We start from the raw sequence: 17,817 nt of genomic DNA on the forward strand, positions 1-17,817 counted from the left end.
CCGGCAAAGCCGCGTGTGCCGCCTCCGTGTGAGGTACAATTTCGCCCGGTCTGGCGCGATTGGCCAGCTCCTCTACAACGTCACAATATGAGTCACGCACTGGACGTGTTGTGCCTCGTCAAGGAATTGAACTCATGAATATGCAGGTTGCCAAGAATAGCGTTATCACGCTCGATTACCACGTTACCGATCCCGATGGCGAGGTCGTCGATGAAGGCCGCGAGCCGCTCGTATACCTGCATGGCGGTTACGACGATATTTTTCCGCTGATCGAAGAAGCCCTGCAAGGCAAGAAAGTCGGCGAAACGATCAAGGTCAAGCTTCAGCCGGATGAAGCTTTCGGCGACTACGATGCCGAACTCGTGCAAATCGAGCCGCGCAAGGATTTCCCGAAGGAACTGCAGGTTGGCATGCAGTTTGAAGGCGGCCCGGAAGAGGGTAGCGACGAGGATTTCGTCATCTATCGCGTCACCGACATCGCCGATGACAAGGTTGTGCTCGATGGCAACCACCCGCTGGCCGGCATGGCACTGGTTTTCACCTGCACGGTAACGGCCGTTCGCCCGGCCAGCGCAGAAGAAATCGAACACGGTCATGTCCATGATCCGGACGATGACGAGGAAACCTGTCACTGAGCCCTGGCTGGCCAGCGATAAGTTTCAAAACGGAAAAGCGCCGGGGAGTCGGTATCGATGACCCCGCGCGTCCAGCCCATCTGCGGATAACCGAAAGTTTCAACGCGGGTAAACCGTTCGATGGGCTTCCCATTGCCATCCCGCAAGGGATGGTCGATGCGGCTGATGTGCGTGTCGCCATGCACGGCAACGACCTGACCGGAAAAATGCTGCATTTCATCGTTCAAGGTGGTCAGAAAATCCTTGTACGCCAGGTGGGTCAGGTTTTGTGAAAAGTGCCTGAAACCGGGATTGGCCTGAAACATCAGCACAATACCCGCCAGTTGCTCACGTCTGGCCAGGGCAAAACTGTCCTTGATCCACTGCAGCACAACCGGATTGCGGGCGAGGAATTCCGGCTTCGCTTCCTGCGTCAAACCGAAGTTGTTATTGCTCCCCGGCACATTCAATGTCACGAACAAGACCGGACCAAGCCGGAAACGAACGTGTTCGACATATTTTCCGGCTTGTTTTTCCAGCGCCATTTTCTTCTGGCCGAGCGAATACCCATCCTTCCAGAACAGGCGACGCAAGGCGTCCAGTCGTTCAAGCGGATCGTAGGCACCGTTTGAAGGACGGTCGCAATCAGTCCATTCGTTGTCGCCTGGCACAAAAACAAACGGCACTTTGGCGGCGTTGAATAGTCGATAACGATCGTCGAACAAACTGTCGTCGCAGCGATCCTTGCCGTGCTTGATATCGCCGATGTGAGCGATGAAATCAAGATGCGTATCGGCCATCGCCTCGATCATGCGGGGCAATTCGCGACGTTCGTAGTCGGAATAGGGCACGTCGCCGATCAGGCCGAAGCGCCAGCTTTCAGCCTCGACACCGGTAGCCAGAAAAACCAGCAGGAACAGCCATCTGCTCATGGCCGTATCATGGCTTTCAGGGCGTACAGGGCATCGAGCGCTTCGCGCGGGGTCAGGCTGTCCGGATCGATGCCGGCCAATTGATCGAGCGCCGGATGCGGCTCGGCTTCCGGCGGCTCGGGATCGCTCAGCGTAAACAGATCGGGCTGCAACGGATCGATTGCCGCGCGTTGTTCGAACTCGCGCAACTGCTTGCGGGCCGCGCGCACAACGCTATTCGGAATGCCGGCCAGGGCCGCAACCTGGATACCGTAGCTCTGGTTGGCCGGGCCTTCCTCGACCGAGTGCATGAAGACGATACGGTCATTGTGTTCGACTGCATCGAGGTGCACATTGGCCAGTTCGCTGTATTCATGCGACAGGCGGGTCAATTCGAAATAGTGGGTGGCAAACAGCGTCAGGCAGCGGTTCTTGTCGATCAGGTGACGCAGGATGGCAAAAGCCAGCGACATGCCGTCGAAGGTCGAGGTGCCGCGACCGATTTCATCCATCAGGACCAGGCTGTTGGCCGTGGCGTGGTGCAGGATGGCGGCCGCTTCGGTCATTTCGACCATGAAGGTCGAGCGGCCTGAAGCCAGGTCGTCCGAAGCGCCAATCCGGGTGAAGATGCGGTCCAGCGGGCCTAGTACGCAACGCTCGGTCGGTACGTAGCTGCCAATATGGGCGAGCAGGGCAATCAAGGCCGTTTGCCGCATATAGGTTGATTTGCCGCCCATGTTCGGGCCGGTAATCAGCAGCAGGCGACGGTTTTCCGCCAATCGGCAGTCATTGGCGATGAAGGTTTCGGCACTGTTGGCCATTTCGCCTTCAACAACCGGGTGACGGCCGCCTGTCACGGTCAACCCGATTTCATCGCTGAATTCCGGTCGGCTCCAGTTGCGCTTGAGCGCCGTATCGGCAAAGCCGGCCAGCAGATCGAGCTGCGCCACGGCACGGGCGATGGTCTGGAGGACGGGAACGACCGGCAGCAACTCGCTGAGGATGGTTTCATAAAGAAGCTTTTCGCGGGCCAGCGAACGCTCCTGGGCTGACAACGCCTTATCCTCGAACGCCTTCAACTCCGGGGTAATGTAGCGCTCGGCATTTTTCAGCGTCTGGCGACGGCGATAATCCTCGGGAATCTTGTCCGTATTGGCGTGGGTGACTTCGATATAGAAGCCATGCACCTTGTTGAACTCGACCTTGAGGCTGGAAATGCCGGTGCGCTCGCGTTCGCGGATTTCCATATCGACCAGGAAAGCGCCACAGTTGTCATTCAGCGCGCGCAGTTCATCCAGGTCGGCATCGTAGCCCGGCGCAATGATGCCGCCGTCACGCACCTGGGCGGCGGGCTCGGCGGCGATCGAGCGAATCAGCAGATCAAGCGCAGCAGCCGGCGTCTGCAGGGCTTCAAGCAATTGACCGAGCAACGGGGAAATCGACCCATCGAGCGGCTGGCGCAGCGGGTCGAGCCGCAGAAGCGATTCCCGCAAGCTGGCCAGGTCGCGCGGCCGGGCGTTGCGCAGTGCAATCCGGCCGGCGATGCGCTCGATATCGGCGATACCACGCAACTCGCGACGCACCTCGCCAGCCATCCGGCCGTAGTCTTCGAGCAGCGATTCGACAGCCCCGTGGCGGGCCGCCGGAATAGCGCGTTCGCGCAGCGGATGATGCAGGGTGTGGCGGAGCAGGCGAGAGCCCATGCTGGTCACACAGTTGTCGAGCAGCGAACAGAGAGTCGGCGACGGCTGCCCGCGTAGCGTTTCGGTTAATTCAAGATTGCGCCGGGTGGCCAGATCGAGGCCGAGGTAAGCGCCTTCGAGTTCCACGGTCAACGCACGCAAATGCGGCAAATTGCCGGTCTGTGTTGCTTGGGCGTACTGCAGCAGGGCGCCCGCGGCAGCAATCGCCGGGCGCAGGCCTTCGGCACCGAAACCGGCCAGCGAAGCGACCTTGAATTGCTCGCAGAGCAAGCGTTTGGCTGAGTCGTACTCGAAATACCAGTCAGGCTGGCGCGTACGGGCGGCCTCGATTGAAAAATCCGGCGTCCAGGTTTCCGGATACAGAATTTCGGCCGGCCGGATGCGTTCCAGCGTTGCCGCAATCTGGTCGCTCGGCACTTCGGTCAGGATGAATTCACCGCTCGCCAGGTTGAGCCGCGCCAGGCCTGCCGTGTTGCGCGTCGTGGTCAACGCGAGCAGCCAGATATCGCGCTTGTCGTCGATCAGCGCCGCATCGGTCAGCGTCCCCGGCGTGACAATGCGGCTGACGGCACGTTCGACCGGGCCTTTGCTCGTCGCCGGATCGCCAACCTGCTCGCAGATGACAACCGACTCTCCGAGCTTGACCAGCCGCGCCAGATAAGGTTCGAGCGAGTGGAAGGGAATGCCGGCCATCTTGATCGGTACACCAGCCGTCTGTCCGCGAGACGTCAGCGTGATATCGAGCAGTCGCGCAGCCTTCTCGGCATCCTCGAAAAACAGCTCGTAAAAATCGCCCATCCGGTAAAACAGAATGGTCGTCGGATGCTGGGCTTTTAGCGCCAGATACTGGCGCATCATCGGGGTATGCTTGGATAGATCAGGCGCTTCTTTGCTCATTACTCGGTGCTTTGCGTGATACGGCAGGGGCGCAATTGTCCCATCAACCGCAGGATTCAGGGAAGGCGCAGCTCAATCAACTGCGGTCCGCCGGACTGGAACGCGGCCTGCAACGATTGGCCAAAGGCATCGATGCTTTCTGCGGCGTGGTAGCCCAGGGAAAAAGTCTGTGCCGCATGGCGGAAATTGATTTGCTGGGGCGTTCGCCAACCGGTTTCGAACTCAGCGAGCGCAGCTTGCGGCAAATAATCGAAAATGCCGCCACCTGCGTTGTTGACCGCGACAACAACAGCATTTCGCCCCTGCAGTAAAGCCAGTCCGCCCAGATCGTGCTGGCAAGTCAGATCGCCCAGCAGCGCAACGACACGACCATGAATTGCGGCAATCCCCGCGGCTGTCGAGATATTGCCGTCGATACCGCTCGCCCCGCGATTGCCGTAGAAGCGCAAGGCCTTGTCGGCCCCGCCGGAATTACTGTCCAACTGGCGAATAGCCAGAGAGTTGCCGACAAAGACGGCGCAATCATCCGGCAATTCGGCGATCAAGGCGGCAATGTGCGGCGCTGCCTGATCTGCCTCTGCCTGCGTTTCGGCAGCGATGAATGCTTCTCGCCAGGCGGGGGCAACCGCTGCGGGCGCTGCCGCCAGCAGGGCTCGGCAAGCCGCCGCCGGATCAGCACGCAGCAAATGCGTCAGACGATGCGCCGGATCGCTCCAGCCAGGTGTCGGCTCGATCCAGGCATGCGTGCCTGAAACCGAAGCAAGATATTGTTGCAGATGACGGGTGACCGGCGTGGCGCCAAAACGCAGCACCCATTCGGGTCGGCAGCGACTGGCCAAGGCCGGATCTGCCAGCCAGCGGTTGTAGCGAACACACAAGCGGGTACGGTCATGCGCTCCGAAGCGCAGATTGGACAAGGGCTCGGCCAGAATCGGGCAATCCAGTTGACCGGCCAGCGCGGTCAACGCCTCGGCATAGCCGGAATCGAACGGTGACTCACCCGCGATGATCACCCCGGGGCGCCCGGAAATGGTTCTGGCCAGATCGGCAATCGCCTGCGGCTCCGGCGCCATGACGGGCTGGCTGATCCGGATTTTCGGCAAATCCTGGACATCCGGTAGCGGCTCGTTCGGCAACAAGGGTTCGCGGAATGGCTGGTTGAGATGGACCGGGCCGGGACGAGGCCAGCTTGCCTGTTCGCACATCTGGGCCGCCAGCCGGTGCAGCCAGCCAGGATCAAAGCCGGCATCAGGCGCACCGAGCAAATGTGCGGCACGAACATAAGGTGCAAACATCGCACTCTGATTGACGGTCTGATTGGCGCCGCATTGCTGGAGCTCGGGAGGGCGATCGGCCGACAGCAAAATCAGCGGAACCCCGGACTGACTGGCCTCGATCACGGCTGGCAACCAGTTGGCCGGTGCCGTTCCCGATGTCGCCAGCAACAAAACCGGCTGCCGGCTGGATTTGGCCTGGCCAAGCGCAAAAAATGCCGCACAACGCTCGTCGACCGCGACATCGCAGATCAGCCCGGGCTGGCGCAGCATGGCCAGCGCCAGCGGTGTCGAGCGCGAACCGGGCGAAATCACCACACGCGCCACACCGGCTGCAACAAAACCGCTGACCAAAGCCTGCGACCACCGATAGTTGAGATTGCCGATCGTGCTCATTTCTTTCCCTGACACCCCAAAAAGATCATCCTGCAATGCGCGCAGGCCTTCCCGTTCGCAAAGACCGTGCTATGATGCGCCCCGTTCGCAGTGCAGGGGTTTCCCGGCACGCAGCATGGAGTGGTAGTTCAGTTGGTTAGAATACCGGCCTGTCACGCCGGGGGTCGCGGGTTCGAGTCCCGTCCACTCCGCCAACAACATCATCAAAGCCCTGAGCAATCAGGGCTTTTTTGTTTTCAGCATTTTATTTCGCGGCGCCAGCCAGTTGCAGGATGGCATTGGCCAATACGGCCGGATCTTCAGCCCCCACGATGACGTGCTGATCTTCCAAAATAAAAGTGGGCACCATGCGCACGCCCATCGCCCGAATTTCCTGCGCATCAGCCAGAACGAGTGCAGCATCTGCAGTCGACGTCAGATAAGCGGCAACTTCCGCGGCTGGGTAACCGCATTCAGCCGCAATATTGACCAGTACCGCGCCATCCCCCACATGCTCGCCACGCTGGAACTGGGCGACGAATAAGCGCTCGATCAAGGCATCGGCACTGCCGTGTTGCTGCGCCCAGTAAAGCAGTCGATGCGCCTGGAAAGTATTGGCACGCAGGCTGATTTTCTCGAAAGCGTAGTCGATGCCGTAGGCCCGTCCGGCCTCGCGAACACGTTCGAACAAAGCTTCCACAGCTGCTTTGCCGCCGAATTTCTGTTCAAGAAAAGGCAGGTAAGGCTCACCTTCCGGCGGCGTATCAGGGTTCAGGAAAAAAGGGCGCCAGCAGGTGCTGTATTCAAAATTGGGCAGTTCCCGACGCACCAGATCAATCGCTGTTTCAAGCCGGCGCTTGCCGATGAAGCACCAGGGACAAACGATGTCGGCAACAATGTCGATATTCAGCATGGGATTCCGGAGTAATTGATGGAAGGGCGCTTCAACGCGCTGCTCTGGCCTGGCCAAAAGCCGGCAAGGTGATATGAAAGCGCATGGCTAGCAAACGCAGCGCCAGGACCAGCGCCATGGCCACCCAGGTTGCTGCAACAGGCGACATCCCGATGGCTTGCAAACCAATCAATGCCAGGGCGCCGAACCATGCGGCCGAGGCATAAAGCTCGCCCTTGAGGAAGATGCTGGGCACGTCGTTGCACAGAATGTCGCGCAAAACCCCGCCCAGCACGCCGGTAATGACGCCCATCAGACTGGCTACCAACCAGGGGGTATGCCATTGCAAGGCAACCTGGGTGCCGACGATGGCGAAAAGCGCAAGACCGATGGCGTCGGGAATCAAGAACAGTCGTGGCGCAATGTCGAAGGCGCGGGCGATGAAAAAGCTGAGCAGCCCGGTGACCAGTGCAGCGACCAGGTAAGTTTGATCGACGACCCAAAAAACATTCCGGTCGAGCAGCAAATCACGAATCGTACCGCCACCCAGCGCGGTCGCAACGCCAACCAGCAAGGCGCCAATCAGGTCCATTTCCTTGCGCCGTGAATCAAGCACTCCGGTCAGCGCATTGACGGCCACAGCCGCCATGCCGACCCAGTAGAGCAGGGCATCGACGCTCACTTTAGTTTTTTTGCTCTTTCAGGAAACGCTCTTTTTCGCGCGTCCAGTCTTTTTCTTGCTCGTCCTGGCGCTTGTCGTGCTGCTTCTTGCCCTTGGCCAGGCCAACCTCGAGCTTGATCCGGCCGCGTGCGTAATGCAGGTCAAGCGGCACCAGGGCGAAGCCGGCTCGCTCAACCTTGCCGATCAATTTATTGATTTCGGCGGCATGTAGCAGCAGCTTGCGAGTCCGGGTCGGGTCAGGATTGACATGCGTCGACGCCGTAGGAAGGGGCGTGATATGCATGCCAATCAGGAAAATTTCGCCATTCTTGATGATGACGTAGGATTCCTTGATATTCATCCGGCCAGCACGAATCGCCTTGACCTCCCATCCCTGGAGGGCAATACCCGCCTCGTACTTCTCTTCAATGAAGTATTCGTGAAAGGCTTTTTTGTTGGCCGTAATGCTCATGCTGCCGGTGTTCCATTAAAATCGTGAATTCTACAGGATACAGGAACGTGGCTGCCGCATGGCTCTGGTCGAAAAAACAGTACTCATTGAGCAATCCGCCGAGCGCATGTTTGCGCTGGTCGATGCCTGCGAAGACTATCCGGCTTTTCTGCCCTGGTGCAGCAAAACCGAAGTCAAGTTTCGCGATGCGCTGAAAACGGTAGCGACGCTGCATATCAACTACCACGCGGTCAAATCCTCGTTTACGACGGAAAACGACAAGGATCAGCCGAAGTTGATGAAAATTCGCCTGGTCGATGGCCCTTTCCGTCGCCTGGAGGGCGCATGGCACTTCAAGACACTGGCCGATAATGCCTGCAAGATCGAATTCCAACTGCACTACGAGTTTTCCAGCAAATTATTCGAAAAAGTCATTGGCCCGGTGTTCAGCCATATTGCCAACACTTTTGTTGACGCCTTCGTGCGTCGTGCCGCCCAAGTTTATGGAGCCAGCCATGGCTGAAATGATCAATGTTGAAGTGTGCTACGCGCAACTCGAAAAACAGGCCCTGGTCAGTGTCAAATTGCCGCTTGGCGCCACACTGCAGCAAGCCCTCGAATCTTCCGGTCTACTTGAAAAACACCCTGAAATCGACCTGAAGAAAAACAAATTCGGCATCTGGAACAAGCTGTCGAAAACCGATGCCGTACTGCGCGATCGGGATCGCGTCGAAATTTATCGCCCCTTGATTGCCGACCCGAAAGAAGTGCGCAAACAGCGTGCCGCCGAAGGCAAGGTCATGAAAAAAGGCGCCGGCGATACCGACGCCTCCGAGGCCTGATCCATATCGGCGGATAGTTCGCTATCGGCAAGCCTCGGTGACGAAACGACGGGCGCGCTCCATTTCCTGTTCGCGCTGGCTGTTGTCCATCAGCTGGCTTTCACCCTTTTCGTTCAGCTGCGCCATCGGCTGACCATTCTGCAAGGCCGTCAGCGTTCTTCTGGCCCGCTCGCAGTTTTCCTGATTCTCGGCACGAGCCGCTTGATCCTTGGCTTCCTTGTCAGCTTTCTCCTTGGCATCCTGCTGACGCTTCTTGAATTCAAGATTCAAATCGGCAATCGACTTTTGCGGCGGCGGTGGTGCCGCCTTCACCGCTTCGCCGGCCTTTTCAGCCGCAGGCGCCGGAGCGGGTGCGGCATTGCCAGTTGAGCGCGGGGATTTGGCAGCGCCGGGTCCCGGCGTGTCGGAAATGATCGTTCTACCGTTGGCATCCTTCCACTGGTAAGTCTGGGCTTGCACACACAGGCTTGCTGCGGTCGACGTCATGGCGAAAGCAATAATCAAGAGTCTTTTCATGGGCTATCCGGGTTTTTGCAGGTTTTCTGTATAATACGATTTTGTGACCTTGGATTAAAGGCCATGCGCATTCTGCAAAAAGCCCTTACTTTTGACGACGTCCTGCTCGTCCCCGCACACTCTCAGATTCTGCCACGCGATGTCAGCCTGGCCACACGTCTGACCCGCAACATCACCCTGAACCTGCCGCTACTGTCCGCCGCCATGGATACCGTGACGGAAGGTCGCTTGGCCATTGCACTGGCTCAGGAAGGTGGCATCGGCATCATCCACAAGAACCTTTCTGCCAAGGCCCAGGCGGCCGAAGTGGCCAAGGTCAAGCGCTTCGAATCCGGCATTCTGCGCGATCCAATTACCGTTTCGCCGCTGATGACGGTGCGCGACGTGATCGAAATCACCCGTCAGCACAAGATTTCCGGCCTGCCGGTCATCGACAAGGCCGGCAAGGTAGTCGGCATAGTCACCAACCGCGACCTGCGCTTTGAAACCAATCTCGACCAGCAGGTCCGGATGATCATGACGCCGCGCAAGCGCTTGGTGACGGTCAACGAGGAAGCCAGCGTCGAAGACGCCAAGGAACTGATCCGCAAGCATCGCCTGGAACGCGTACTGGTCATTGATGACCAGTACCACCTGCGCGGCCTGATCACCGTCAAGGACATCCTGAAGTCCACCGAACATCCGCTGGCCAACAAGGATGCCACCGGCCGTCTGCGTGCTGGTGCTGCCGTCGGCGTTGGTGCCGGCACCGAAGAACGTGTCGAAGCACTTGCCGAAGCTGGCGTTGACGTAATCGTCGTCGATACGGCACACGGCCACTCGCAAGGCGTGCTCGACCGCGTCCAGTGGGTCAAGAAAAATTTCCCGCAGATCGAAGTGATCGGCGGCAACATCGCCACGGCCGATGCAGCACGTGCACTGGTCGACATGGGTGCCGATGGTGTCAAGGTCGGGATCGGTCCCGGCTCCATCTGCACGACGCGTATCGTTGCTGGTGTCGGTGTGCCGCAGATCACCGCCATCCAGAACGTTTCCGAAGCCCTCAAGGGCAGCGGCGTGCCGATGATCGCCGACGGCGGCATCCGCTACTCCGGCGACATCGCCAAGGCGATCGCCGCCGGTGCCGATACGGTCATGCTGGGCGGCCTGTTCGCCGGCACCGAAGAAGCGCCGGGCGAGGTTGAGCTGTTCCAGGGCCGCTCCTACAAGTCTTACCGCGGCATGGGTTCGCTGGGTGCGATGCAGGCTGGTTCGTCGGATCGCTACTTCCAGGAAAACACCAACAACGTCGACAAGTTCGTGCCGGAAGGTATCGAAGGTCGTGTGCCTTACAAGGGCTCGGTGCTCGCCGTGATCCACCAGCTGGTCGGTGGCCTGCGCTCCTCGATGGGCTACCTCGGCAGCCCGACGATTGCCCACATGCACGACAACGCCTGTTTCGTCGAAATCACTTCGGCCGGCATCCGCGAATCTCACGTCCACGACGTGCAGATTACCAAGGAAGCACCGAACTACCACCTCGACTAATTAATTCCGTGTCCCAGAGGGCGGCTCCGAGCCGCCCTTGTTCTTTCAAGGTTCTGAAATGGCTCACCAGAAAATCCTCATCCTCGATTTCGGTTCGCAAGTCACCCAGCTGATCGCCCGTCGCGTTCGCGAAGCGAAGGTGTTCTGCGAAATTCATCCGTACGATGTTTCCGAAGAGTTCATCCGCAGCTATGGCGCGCAGGGCATCATCCTGTCCGGCGGCCCGAGCTCGGTGACCGAAGGCGATACGCCACGCGCGCCGGAAGTGGTGTTCAATCTGGGGATTCCGGTACTCGGCATCTGCTACGGCATGCAAACCATGGCACAGCAACTGGGCGGCAAGGTGATGACCGCCGAGGCCGCCGGCAAGGCGCGCGAATTCGGTTATTCGGAAGTCCGTGCCCACGGCCATACCGCACTATTGAAGGATATCGCCGACTTCACGACGGCCGAAGGCCACGGCATGCTCAAGGTCTGGATGAGCCACGGCGACTCCGTGATGGAATTGCCCGCCGGTTTCAAGACCATGGCTTCGACGCCGTCCTGCCCGATCGCCGGCATGGCCGACGAGAGCCGCAAGTTCTACGCCGTGCAGTTTCACCCGGAAGTCACGCACACCGTGCAGGGCCGCGCCATTCTCGAGAGCTTCGTGCATGGCATCTGCGGCTGCGGTACCGACTGGGTGATGGGCGATTACATCGCCGAAGCGGTTGCCTCCATCCGCGCCCAGGTCGGCACGGATGACGTCATCCTCGGCCTGTCCGGCGGCGTTGATTCCTCCGTTGCCGCCGCACTCATTCATCGCGCCATCGGCGACCAGCTGACCTGCGTTTTCGTCGATCACGGCCTGCTGCGCCTGAACGAAGGCGACATGGTGATGGATATGTTCGCCCGTAATCTCGGCGTCAAGGTGATTCGCGTTGACGCGGTCGACGCCTTCATGGGCAAGCTTTCCGGTGTTTCCGACCCGGAACAGAAGCGCAAGATCATCGGCAAAGAATTCGTCGAAGTCTTCCAGGCCGAGTCGAAGAAGCTGGTCTCCGCAAAATGGCTGGCCCAGGGCACGATCTACCCGGACGTGATCGAATCGGCCGGCAAGGGCAAGAAGGGCGCCCACACCATCAAGAGCCACCACAACGTCGGCGGCCTGCCGGAAGACATGCATTTGAAGCTGCTCGAACCGCTGCGCGAGCTGTTCAAGGACGAAGTCCGCGAACTCGGCGTCGCGCTCGGCTTGCCGCGCGAAATGGTCTATCGCCACCCGTTCCCGGGTCCCGGCCTGGGCGTGCGCATCCTCGGCGAAGTCACCCTGAAGGCGGCCCACCTGTTGCAACGCGCCGATGCGATCTTCATCGACGAACTACGTGCCACCGTCGCCACCGAACGCGATGTTGCCGCCGGTGCCTGTACCGAGGCCGACATCGGCAAGACCTGGTACGACCTGACCAGCCAGGCCTTTGCCGTCTTCCTGCCGGTCAAGAGTGTTGGCGTGATGGGCGATGGCCGAACCTACGAGAATGTCGTCGCGCTGCGCGCCGTGGTCACCAGCGACTTCATGACCGCGCACTGGGCGCACCTGCCGTACGACTTGCTCGGCAAGGTCTCGAACCGCATCATCAACGAAGTGCGCGGCCTTAACCGGGTGGTGTACGACGTGTCGGGCAAGCCGCCAGCCACCATCGAGTGGGAATGAGCGACGCGTTCGAACCCTTCTTCGAGACGGACGTCGCCGAACCGGTCAACGGTCTCGGCGACGAGTTTTTCATGCGCGAAGCGATTTCGCTGGCGCGTGCAGCCGAATGCCTGGGCGAAGTGCCGGTTGGCGCCGTTGTCGTGCGTGACGGCGTAATCGTCGGGCGCGGCTTCAATTCGCCGATCGGTGAAAGCGACCCGACGGCGCATGCCGAAATCGCCGCCTTGCGCGACGCAGCGAGGGCGCTCGGCAATTACCGCCTGCCGGGTTGCGAGCTTTACGTGACGCTGGAGCCTTGCGCGATGTGTGCCGGCGCCATCATGCATGCCCGCATCAGCCGCGTCATCTACGGCGCACGCGATGCCAAGACCGGCGTGCATGGCAGCGTCGTCGATCTGTTCGGCGTCGAGCGCCTGAATCATCACGCAACGGTCGAAGGTGGCGTTCTCGCTGACGAATGCAGCCGCATGCTGTCGCAGTTTTTCGCCGGTCGACGCAAGAAAAACGCATGAAATTGCTGGTTTCCGTCGCCCGTCAGCACATGAGCGTCTTTGATGAACATGGCGAATTGATCCGCGAGTATTCGATTTCAACGGCCAAGGCCGGCGTTGGAGAAGTGTCGGGCAGTTACCAGACGCCGCGCGGTCAACATCTGATTCGAGCCAAAATCGGAGCAGGGCAGGTAGCCAATACCGTTTTTGTGCGCCGACGCCCGACAGGTGAAATCTGGACCCCGGAACTCTCCGAAGCCTTTCCCGGACGCGACTGGATACTGACCCGAATCCTCTGGCTATCCGGCTGCGAACCCGGCCGCAACCGTTGCGGCAACGTCGATACCATGCGGCGTTACGTCTACATCCACGGTAGCCCTGATAGCGCAGAAATGGGCATCCCCGGATCGCATGGCTGCATTCGCATGCGCAATGTCGATATCATCGAGTTGTTCGACCTGGTGCCATGCTACACGCTGGTCGAAATAACAGAAGACTGAAGCACCTGCCCGTTGGGGCCGAAACTGCGCTCACTCAAGCGTAAGGAACCATCGATTTTTTGCTGAAGCACGATCGACGCCCGCGTTCCATAATTTTCTGATTGTACGAATATCGATGAGAGCAGGCGCTCCCAGGCCTGCGGTACCCCCGTATTCGGCAGACGTGCATCATCGACCTGTTCCCGATCGGCCAACAAATCAAAAAACGGGGTTTCGTCTGGCAAGCCGGGCAAGGCATCGGCAAATGCCTGGCGTGCCTTGACCAACTTCGGCCACGGGGTGTCGAGCAAATGGTTGGAAACCCCGTAGATTCCCGGTAGCAACCGTTGCGCCTGGGTATGGCGGTTCGAGCAGTAATACAGGCTATGGCCATCCGAGACGAAGAGGTTGAAGCCTGAAAACTCGCTCATGTCGAGTTGGGCAATATAGTGCTTGGCCGAAATATCGGACTGCAGAAATGAACGCGTCAGTTCGCCTCTCGAACGTTGCCCCTTGCTCGCACCCGGCTCGCGCACATTGGTCACGGCCGCAAAACGCCCGGACTCAGTCACGCCCAGCCAGGTACCGCCTGCCTCAAGATCCAGGCCGCCAATCACCTGCGGCGTATCCGGCCAACGTGCCGCAAAGGCGGTTGGCCGGGCATAAAACTCGTCGCGATTGGCCGCGACGAGTAGCGGAAACTCGACATGCGCCTGCCAGCCCAGAACAATCAGGCACATATTGGGCCGTTTTTACGGGTTGACCGCGACAGCCTTCACCTCAGGCCCCGTCAGGGCCCCCAGGCGAACATTACCGGCGTAATTCGATTGCACAACGCCCAGCCCCTCGTAACCACCCGTCGGAGAAGGGGCTGCAGTCATCACCATGCCGCAGGACTGGTCGGGATTATCCGGCGAGTGCAGCACATCGCCCGCGCTCAAGGCAACCGGGCTGCTCAGGCGATACAGATGGCGCTTGACCTTGCCCAGATATTGGGTCCGGGCAACGATCTCCTGCCCTGGGTAACAGCCTTTGTGAAAACTGACTCCGCCGATTTTTTCGAAATCGGCCATTTGAGGAACAAATTCTTCCTTGGTGGCCAAGGTGACGAGCGGATAGCCCGCCTGGATATCCAGCCAGCGCCAGGCTGGAATGCCTGCCGGGCGAGCTTTGACCGAGAGTTTTGCCCACAGCACAGCCGCGGCTGATTCGGGGACTGCCAAAAGGAAACGCTGGGTATCGAGGCGAACGACCGTGACACCGTCGGCCTGCAAGCTGGTCATGGCTGCATCCGGGCAGGGCAGCGCGGCATCAGCCAGTAGCCCGGCAGCAAGAGGGCCGGCCAGGCCAAGCAAAATCGTGCTGTCGGTCAACGAAGCCAATTTAACCTTGGAACGAAGAATGAACATCTGCAGGCGCTTTTGCGCGGCTTCCTGCAAATCGGCTGAAATGGCCAATTGATAACGTTCTCCATCGCGCCAGGCCAGAAAGCTTGCCTGCATGCGGCCTTTGGCCGTACACCAACCGCTGTGCTGAACCTGGCCCGCACCGAGATGGTTGATGTCGCTCGTGAACTGGCTGTGCAGGAAGGACTTGGCATCCTCACCGGAAACATCGAGCAGCCCAAGATGGGTGAGCGGAACAAGAATGGTTTGTCCGTCTGCGGCCTGAAGCTCTCCGGCGGCATCGCCAAAGTTCAGGAGAATAGGGGAGGACTCAGTGTCGAAAACGCCTGCGGCGGTTTCCAGAAAGCTGCGCCAGGTGGGGTTCATGGGGGCTCCAGTGGGGGTTTGGGATATTATATCGCCCGATTAAGGTGCTCGTTCTACACGGGCAAGACCAGCCTGCTGCAAACGAGTTCCCGTGCGACAACTATTTAGATCATTTTTGCTGCTTTTACTGCTGCTGGGCACCCTGACCGGGGCTGGCTGGTGGTGGTCAAACCAAGCACTGAGCCTGCGCTCATCACCGCTCGATTTCCGTATTACCCCCGGTAGCAGCCTGCGCTCGGCAATCGCTCAGATGCAGGAAGCCGGAGTCAGCGTCGAACCAACGCTGCTCGCCCTGCTGGCCCGGATCAACAAGCAGGAAACCGGTATCAAGGCTGGCAGCTACTCGATCAGCCAAGGCATAACGCCGACGCAATTACTCGGCAAACTGACACGCGGTGAGGTAACACAAGGCGAACTGACATTGGTTGAGGGTTGGACCTTCAAGCAGTGGCGCGCCCGCCTCGATAAACACCCGGATCTCGACCACCAGACGCGTGGCCTGACAGAGAATCAGATCATTGAGCGCCTTGGTTTGGCTGTCACTCAACTCGAAGGCCGGCTGTTTCCCGACACTTATTTGTTCGACAAGCAATCCAGCGATCTGGAACTGATCGCCCGGGCAGCCCGGGCAATGCAGCGCAAGCTCGATAGCGAATGGGCTGGGCGGACCTCAGGATTGCCTTACAAAAATACCGACGAGGCACTCGTCATGGCCTCTATCGTTGAAAAGGAAACAGGCCGGGAAGCAGATCGCTCACTGGTTGCTGCGGTATTCGTCAATCGCCTGCGCAAGGGGATGTTGCTGCAAACAGACCCGACCGTCATCTACGGCATCGGCGAAGCGTTTGATGGCAATCTGCGCAAGCACGATCTGCAAACGGATACGCCGTACAATACCTACACGCGCGCCGGCTTGCCGCCTTCACCCATAGCCATGCCAGGCCTTGCGTCACTGCATGCCGCACTGCATCCGGCGGCAAGCGAGGCTGTTTACTTTGTTGCTCGCGGCGATGGCAGCAGCGAATTTTCACGCACGCTCGACGAACATAATCGGGCCGTCAATAAATATCAGAGAGGTGGGAAGTGAAAGGTAAATTCATCACTTTCGAAGGCATCGACGGTGCCGGCAAAAGCAGTCACGTTGAATGGCTGGCCGACTGGCTTCGCACCCAAGGGAAAACGGTTCATGTTACCCGCGAGCCCGGCGGTACCGAACTCGGGGAAAAGCTGCGCACATTGCTGCTCAACGATCCAATGCACCTCGAAACAGAAACGCTATTGATGTTCGCCGCACGTCGCGAGCACCTCGCACGCCTGATCGAACCTGCACTCGCGCGCGGCGAGTGGGTTGTCTGCGACCGGTTCAGCGATGCCACGTATGCCTACCAGGGGGGCGGCAGAGGACTTGATCGCGCCAAATTCCTGGCGCTGGAGCACTGGGTTCACGAACATGTGCAACCTGACCTGACCTTGCTGTTCGACCTGCCACTCGATGTTGCACGTGAACGCATTGCACGGGCAAGTCGGGTACTCGATCGTTTCGAGCAGGAGCGCGCCGATTTTCACGAACGAGTCCGCCAGGCCTATCTTGAGAGGGCCAGCACAAACCCGCTCAGGATTCGCACCATTGACGCCAGCCACAGCCTTGAAGATATTAAAGTAAAAATTGAAAAAACAGTCCTAGAAGCCTGTTTATGAACATATTAAAACTTCACGAACAAGTCTGGAGCGATCTTCAGGGCAGGCGTCAAAAGCTTCCGCATGCACTACTCCTTGTTGGCCAAAAAGGGATCGGCAAGTTTGAGCTCGCCAAGCTGTTTGCCGCCAGCCTGCTTTGCGAACAACCGCAGCACACAGGTATTCCGTGCGGCACTTGCCTCGCATGCAACTGGTACAGCCAAGGCAACCATCCTGATTTTCGCCTGCTGCAACCCGAAGCGCTCTCGGCCGACCTGGAAGCGGAAGAGGGCAAAAAGAAACCCAGCCAGCAGATCACCATCGACCAGGTTCGAGGTCTTGATGACTTCCTGATTGTCGGTACCCATCGAGCTGGATTGCGTATTGTCGTGGTCAACCCGACAGAAGCAATGAATCGAAACACCGCAAACGCACTTCTCAAAACACTCGAAGAACCTGCGCCAAATACATTGTTTTTATTGGTTTCAAGCGAACCACTTCGCTTGCTACCAACAATCCGGAGCCGATGCCAGACAATGCCGGTCGCCCTTCCGTCAAGCAAGGTTGCAGCACAAGTACTGGCTGACGATGGCATTCCCGATGCAGCACGCTGGCTGGCCCTGGCCGGAGGCTCACCCAGCCTGGCAATTGAACTCGCAACATCAGGGCAAGGCGCATGGCTGGAACTGTTGGTCAAACGACTGTCCGCAGGTCGCCATGCTGATCCGCTGGCCATGGCGGCCGAACTGGAAAAAGCAGTCAAGGACAGCAAGGGCAAGCTGTTGCTCAAAACCGTAGTTGAAGCACTGCAAAAGTGGCTGATCGATTTGAACCTGGCCAAAAACGGCATGCCGACTCGATATTTTCTACCTCAGCAGGCCACAATGACCGGCTTGGCTGATATGATTCCTGCTGTACGTTTATTACATTGTTACCGCCACATGATTTCACGCCGCCAGGAAGCCGAACAGCCGCTGAACGCGCGTCTTTTTCTGGAAGGTATCTTTCTTGACTATCGAGCCCTGTTTGCCAATTGATCAAC

Annotated in this window: 19 protein-coding genes and 1 tRNA gene; 11 read left to right on the top strand and 9 right to left on the bottom strand. The window is 59.0% G+C overall.

Annotated elements, in window-relative coordinates:
* Nucleotides 1-134 precede the first annotated feature (134 nt).
* Entirely contained in the window at nucleotides 135-635 is a 501-nt protein-coding gene (locus tag KI614_RS08265) for an FKBP-type peptidyl-prolyl cis-trans isomerase (protein ID WP_203466637.1), read from the top strand.
* Here KI614_RS08265 and KI614_RS08270 read toward each other — a convergent pair.
* From KI614_RS08270 to menD, 3 genes are read right to left on the bottom strand one after another with little or no spacing between them, the layout of a single operon-like run.
* Nucleotides 629-1,546, bottom strand: a complete 918-nt coding sequence (locus KI614_RS08270) for a hypothetical protein (protein ID WP_226404460.1) — start codon at nucleotides 1,544-1,546, stop codon at nucleotides 629-631. The genes KI614_RS08265 and KI614_RS08270 overlap by 7 nt on opposite strands.
* Nucleotides 1,543-4,125, bottom strand: a complete 2,583-nt coding sequence (mutS, locus tag KI614_RS08275; protein WP_226404462.1) for a DNA mismatch repair protein MutS — start codon at nucleotides 4,123-4,125, stop codon at nucleotides 1,543-1,545. Before mutS ends, KI614_RS08270 begins: the two co-directional genes overlap by 4 nt.
* Nucleotides 4,126-4,181: 56 nt before the next feature.
* Nucleotides 4,182-5,795, bottom strand: coding sequence for a 2-succinyl-5-enolpyruvyl-6-hydroxy-3-cyclohexene-1-carboxylic-acid synthase (gene menD / locus KI614_RS08280; protein ID WP_226404476.1), 1,614 nt, complete (start codon nucleotides 5,793-5,795; stop codon nucleotides 4,182-4,184).
* Between the two features lie 117 nt (nucleotides 5,796-5,912).
* Here menD and KI614_RS08285 point away from each other — a divergent pair.
* Nucleotides 5,913-5,989: transfer RNA gene (locus tag KI614_RS08285), tRNA-Asp, on the top strand.
* A 50-nt stretch (nucleotides 5,990-6,039) separates the two neighbouring features.
* Here KI614_RS08285 and KI614_RS08290 read toward each other — a convergent pair.
* Genes KI614_RS08290 through smpB form a run of 3 tightly spaced genes read right to left on the bottom strand, consistent with a single transcriptional unit; the run spans nucleotide 6,040 to nucleotide 7,799 of the window.
* Entirely contained in the window at nucleotides 6,040-6,687 is a 648-nt protein-coding gene (locus KI614_RS08290; protein WP_226404478.1) for a DsbA family oxidoreductase, read from the bottom strand.
* A gap of 31 nt (nucleotides 6,688-6,718) precedes the next feature.
* A complete protein-coding gene (locus KI614_RS08295) occupies nucleotides 6,719-7,348 on the bottom strand; it encodes a trimeric intracellular cation channel family protein (protein ID WP_226404480.1) in 630 nt (209 codons plus the stop codon).
* Nucleotide 7,349: 1 nt separating this feature from the next.
* Nucleotides 7,350-7,799: an SsrA-binding protein SmpB gene (gene smpB / locus KI614_RS08300; RefSeq protein ID WP_226404483.1), complete on the bottom strand. Its 450-nt coding sequence runs from the start codon at nucleotides 7,797-7,799 to the stop codon at nucleotides 7,350-7,352.
* 58 nt (nucleotides 7,800-7,857) lie between these two features.
* On the opposite strand from smpB, the gene KI614_RS08305 reads away from it, so the two are divergent.
* Together KI614_RS08305 and KI614_RS08310 are read left to right on the top strand one after the other, a co-directional pair.
* Entirely contained in the window at nucleotides 7,858-8,301 is a 444-nt protein-coding gene (locus KI614_RS08305; protein ID WP_226404497.1) for a type II toxin-antitoxin system RatA family toxin, read from the top strand.
* Entirely contained in the window at nucleotides 8,294-8,620 is a 327-nt protein-coding gene (locus tag KI614_RS08310) for an RnfH family protein (protein ID WP_226404499.1), read from the top strand. Before KI614_RS08305 ends, KI614_RS08310 begins: the two co-directional genes overlap by 8 nt.
* Nucleotides 8,621-8,641: 21 nt before the next feature.
* Here KI614_RS08310 and KI614_RS08315 read toward each other — a convergent pair whose 3' ends face one another.
* Complete coding sequence (locus KI614_RS08315) at nucleotides 8,642-9,136, bottom strand: DUF4124 domain-containing protein (RefSeq protein WP_226404502.1); 495 nt, start codon at nucleotides 9,134-9,136, stop codon at nucleotides 8,642-8,644.
* 63 nt (nucleotides 9,137-9,199) lie between these two features.
* On the opposite strand from KI614_RS08315, the gene guaB reads away from it, so the two are divergent.
* The 4 genes from guaB (at nucleotide 9,200) to KI614_RS08335 (ending at nucleotide 13,347) form a co-directional block, all read left to right on the top strand.
* On the top strand, nucleotides 9,200-10,663 hold the full coding sequence (gene guaB, locus KI614_RS08320; protein WP_226404504.1) for an IMP dehydrogenase: 1,464 nt from the start codon (nucleotides 9,200-9,202) through the stop codon (nucleotides 10,661-10,663).
* A 58-nt stretch (nucleotides 10,664-10,721) separates the two neighbouring features.
* On the top strand, nucleotides 10,722-12,356 hold the full coding sequence (gene guaA / locus KI614_RS08325) for a glutamine-hydrolyzing GMP synthase (RefSeq protein ID WP_226404507.1): 1,635 nt from the start codon (nucleotides 10,722-10,724) through the stop codon (nucleotides 12,354-12,356).
* Nucleotides 12,357-12,427: 71 nt separating this feature from the next.
* Nucleotides 12,428-12,868 (top strand): tRNA adenosine(34) deaminase TadA, encoded by a 441-nt coding sequence (gene tadA, locus KI614_RS08330; protein WP_226409283.1) that lies wholly within the window; start codon nucleotides 12,428-12,430, stop codon nucleotides 12,866-12,868.
* Nucleotides 12,865-13,347 (top strand): L,D-transpeptidase, encoded by a 483-nt coding sequence (locus KI614_RS08335; RefSeq protein WP_226404509.1) that lies wholly within the window; start codon nucleotides 12,865-12,867, stop codon nucleotides 13,345-13,347. The genes tadA and KI614_RS08335 overlap by 4 nt, the downstream gene beginning before the upstream one ends.
* Here the strand turns inward: KI614_RS08335 and KI614_RS08340 are convergent.
* Both KI614_RS08340 and KI614_RS08345 read right to left on the bottom strand, forming a co-directional pair.
* A complete protein-coding gene (locus KI614_RS08340; RefSeq protein WP_226404511.1) occupies nucleotides 13,317-14,066 on the bottom strand; it encodes an NRDE family protein in 750 nt (249 codons plus the stop codon). The genes KI614_RS08335 and KI614_RS08340 overlap by 31 nt on opposite strands.
* 12 nt (nucleotides 14,067-14,078) lie before the next feature.
* Entirely contained in the window at nucleotides 14,079-15,098 is a 1,020-nt protein-coding gene (locus KI614_RS08345) for a YgfZ/GcvT domain-containing protein (protein ID WP_226404513.1), read from the bottom strand.
* Nucleotides 15,099-15,213: 115 nt separating this feature from the next.
* Here KI614_RS08345 and mltG point away from each other — a divergent pair, with 115 nt between their 5' ends.
* Genes mltG through holB form a run of 3 tightly spaced genes read left to right on the top strand, consistent with a single transcriptional unit; the run spans nucleotide 15,214 to nucleotide 17,812 of the window.
* Nucleotides 15,214-16,185: an endolytic transglycosylase MltG gene (gene mltG, locus KI614_RS08350; RefSeq protein WP_226404515.1), complete on the top strand. Its 972-nt coding sequence runs from the start codon at nucleotides 15,214-15,216 to the stop codon at nucleotides 16,183-16,185.
* Complete coding sequence (tmk, locus tag KI614_RS08355; protein WP_226404517.1) at nucleotides 16,182-16,796, top strand: dTMP kinase; 615 nt, start codon at nucleotides 16,182-16,184, stop codon at nucleotides 16,794-16,796. The genes mltG and tmk overlap by 4 nt, the downstream gene beginning before the upstream one ends.
* A complete protein-coding gene (gene holB, locus KI614_RS08360) occupies nucleotides 16,793-17,812 on the top strand; it encodes a DNA polymerase III subunit delta' (RefSeq protein WP_226404519.1) in 1,020 nt (339 codons plus the stop codon). Before tmk ends, holB begins: the two co-directional genes overlap by 4 nt.
* Nucleotides 17,813-17,817 lie beyond the last annotated feature (5 nt).

It is taken from the genome of Dechloromonas denitrificans (assembly GCF_020510665.1).
Lineage (GTDB): Bacteria > Pseudomonadota > Gammaproteobacteria > Burkholderiales > Rhodocyclaceae > Azonexus > Azonexus denitrificans_B.

Excerpts from the sequence above, each read along its gene's own strand:
- smpB (WP_226404483.1), bottom strand. The coding sequence starts at position 7,799 with ATGAGCATTACGGCCAACAAAAAAGCCTTTCACGAATACTTCATTGAA.
- guaB (WP_226404504.1), top strand. The coding sequence starts at position 9,200 with ATGCGCATTCTGCAAAAAGCCCTTACTTTTGACGACGTCCTGCTCGTC.
- KI614_RS08265 (WP_203466637.1), top strand. The coding sequence starts at position 135 with ATGAATATGCAGGTTGCCAAGAATAGCGTTATCACGCTCGATTACCAC.
- KI614_RS08310 (WP_226404499.1), top strand. The coding sequence starts at position 8,294 with ATGGCTGAAATGATCAATGTTGAAGTGTGCTACGCGCAACTCGAAAAA.
- KI614_RS08315 (WP_226404502.1), bottom strand. The coding sequence starts at position 9,136 with ATGAAAAGACTCTTGATTATTGCTTTCGCCATGACGTCGACCGCAGCA.
- KI614_RS08340 (WP_226404511.1), bottom strand. The coding sequence starts at position 14,066 with ATGTGCCTGATTGTTCTGGGCTGGCAGGCGCATGTCGAGTTTCCGCTA.
- KI614_RS08335 (WP_226404509.1), top strand. The coding sequence starts at position 12,865 with ATGAAATTGCTGGTTTCCGTCGCCCGTCAGCACATGAGCGTCTTTGAT.
- mutS (WP_226404462.1), bottom strand. The coding sequence starts at position 4,125 with ATGAGCAAAGAAGCGCCTGATCTATCCAAGCATACCCCGATGATGCGC.
- KI614_RS08305 (WP_226404497.1), top strand. The coding sequence starts at position 7,858 with ATGGCTCTGGTCGAAAAAACAGTACTCATTGAGCAATCCGCCGAGCGC.
- KI614_RS08345 (WP_226404513.1), bottom strand. The coding sequence starts at position 15,098 with ATGAACCCCACCTGGCGCAGCTTTCTGGAAACCGCCGCAGGCGTTTTC.
- KI614_RS08270 (WP_226404460.1), bottom strand. The coding sequence starts at position 1,546 with ATGAGCAGATGGCTGTTCCTGCTGGTTTTTCTGGCTACCGGTGTCGAG.
- guaA (WP_226404507.1), top strand. The coding sequence starts at position 10,722 with ATGGCTCACCAGAAAATCCTCATCCTCGATTTCGGTTCGCAAGTCACC.
- KI614_RS08290 (WP_226404478.1), bottom strand. The coding sequence starts at position 6,687 with ATGCTGAATATCGACATTGTTGCCGACATCGTTTGTCCCTGGTGCTTC.
- menD (WP_226404476.1), bottom strand. The coding sequence starts at position 5,795 with ATGAGCACGATCGGCAATCTCAACTATCGGTGGTCGCAGGCTTTGGTC.
- tadA (WP_226409283.1), top strand. The coding sequence starts at position 12,428 with ATGCGCGAAGCGATTTCGCTGGCGCGTGCAGCCGAATGCCTGGGCGAA.
- holB (WP_226404519.1), top strand. The coding sequence starts at position 16,793 with ATGAACATATTAAAACTTCACGAACAAGTCTGGAGCGATCTTCAGGGC.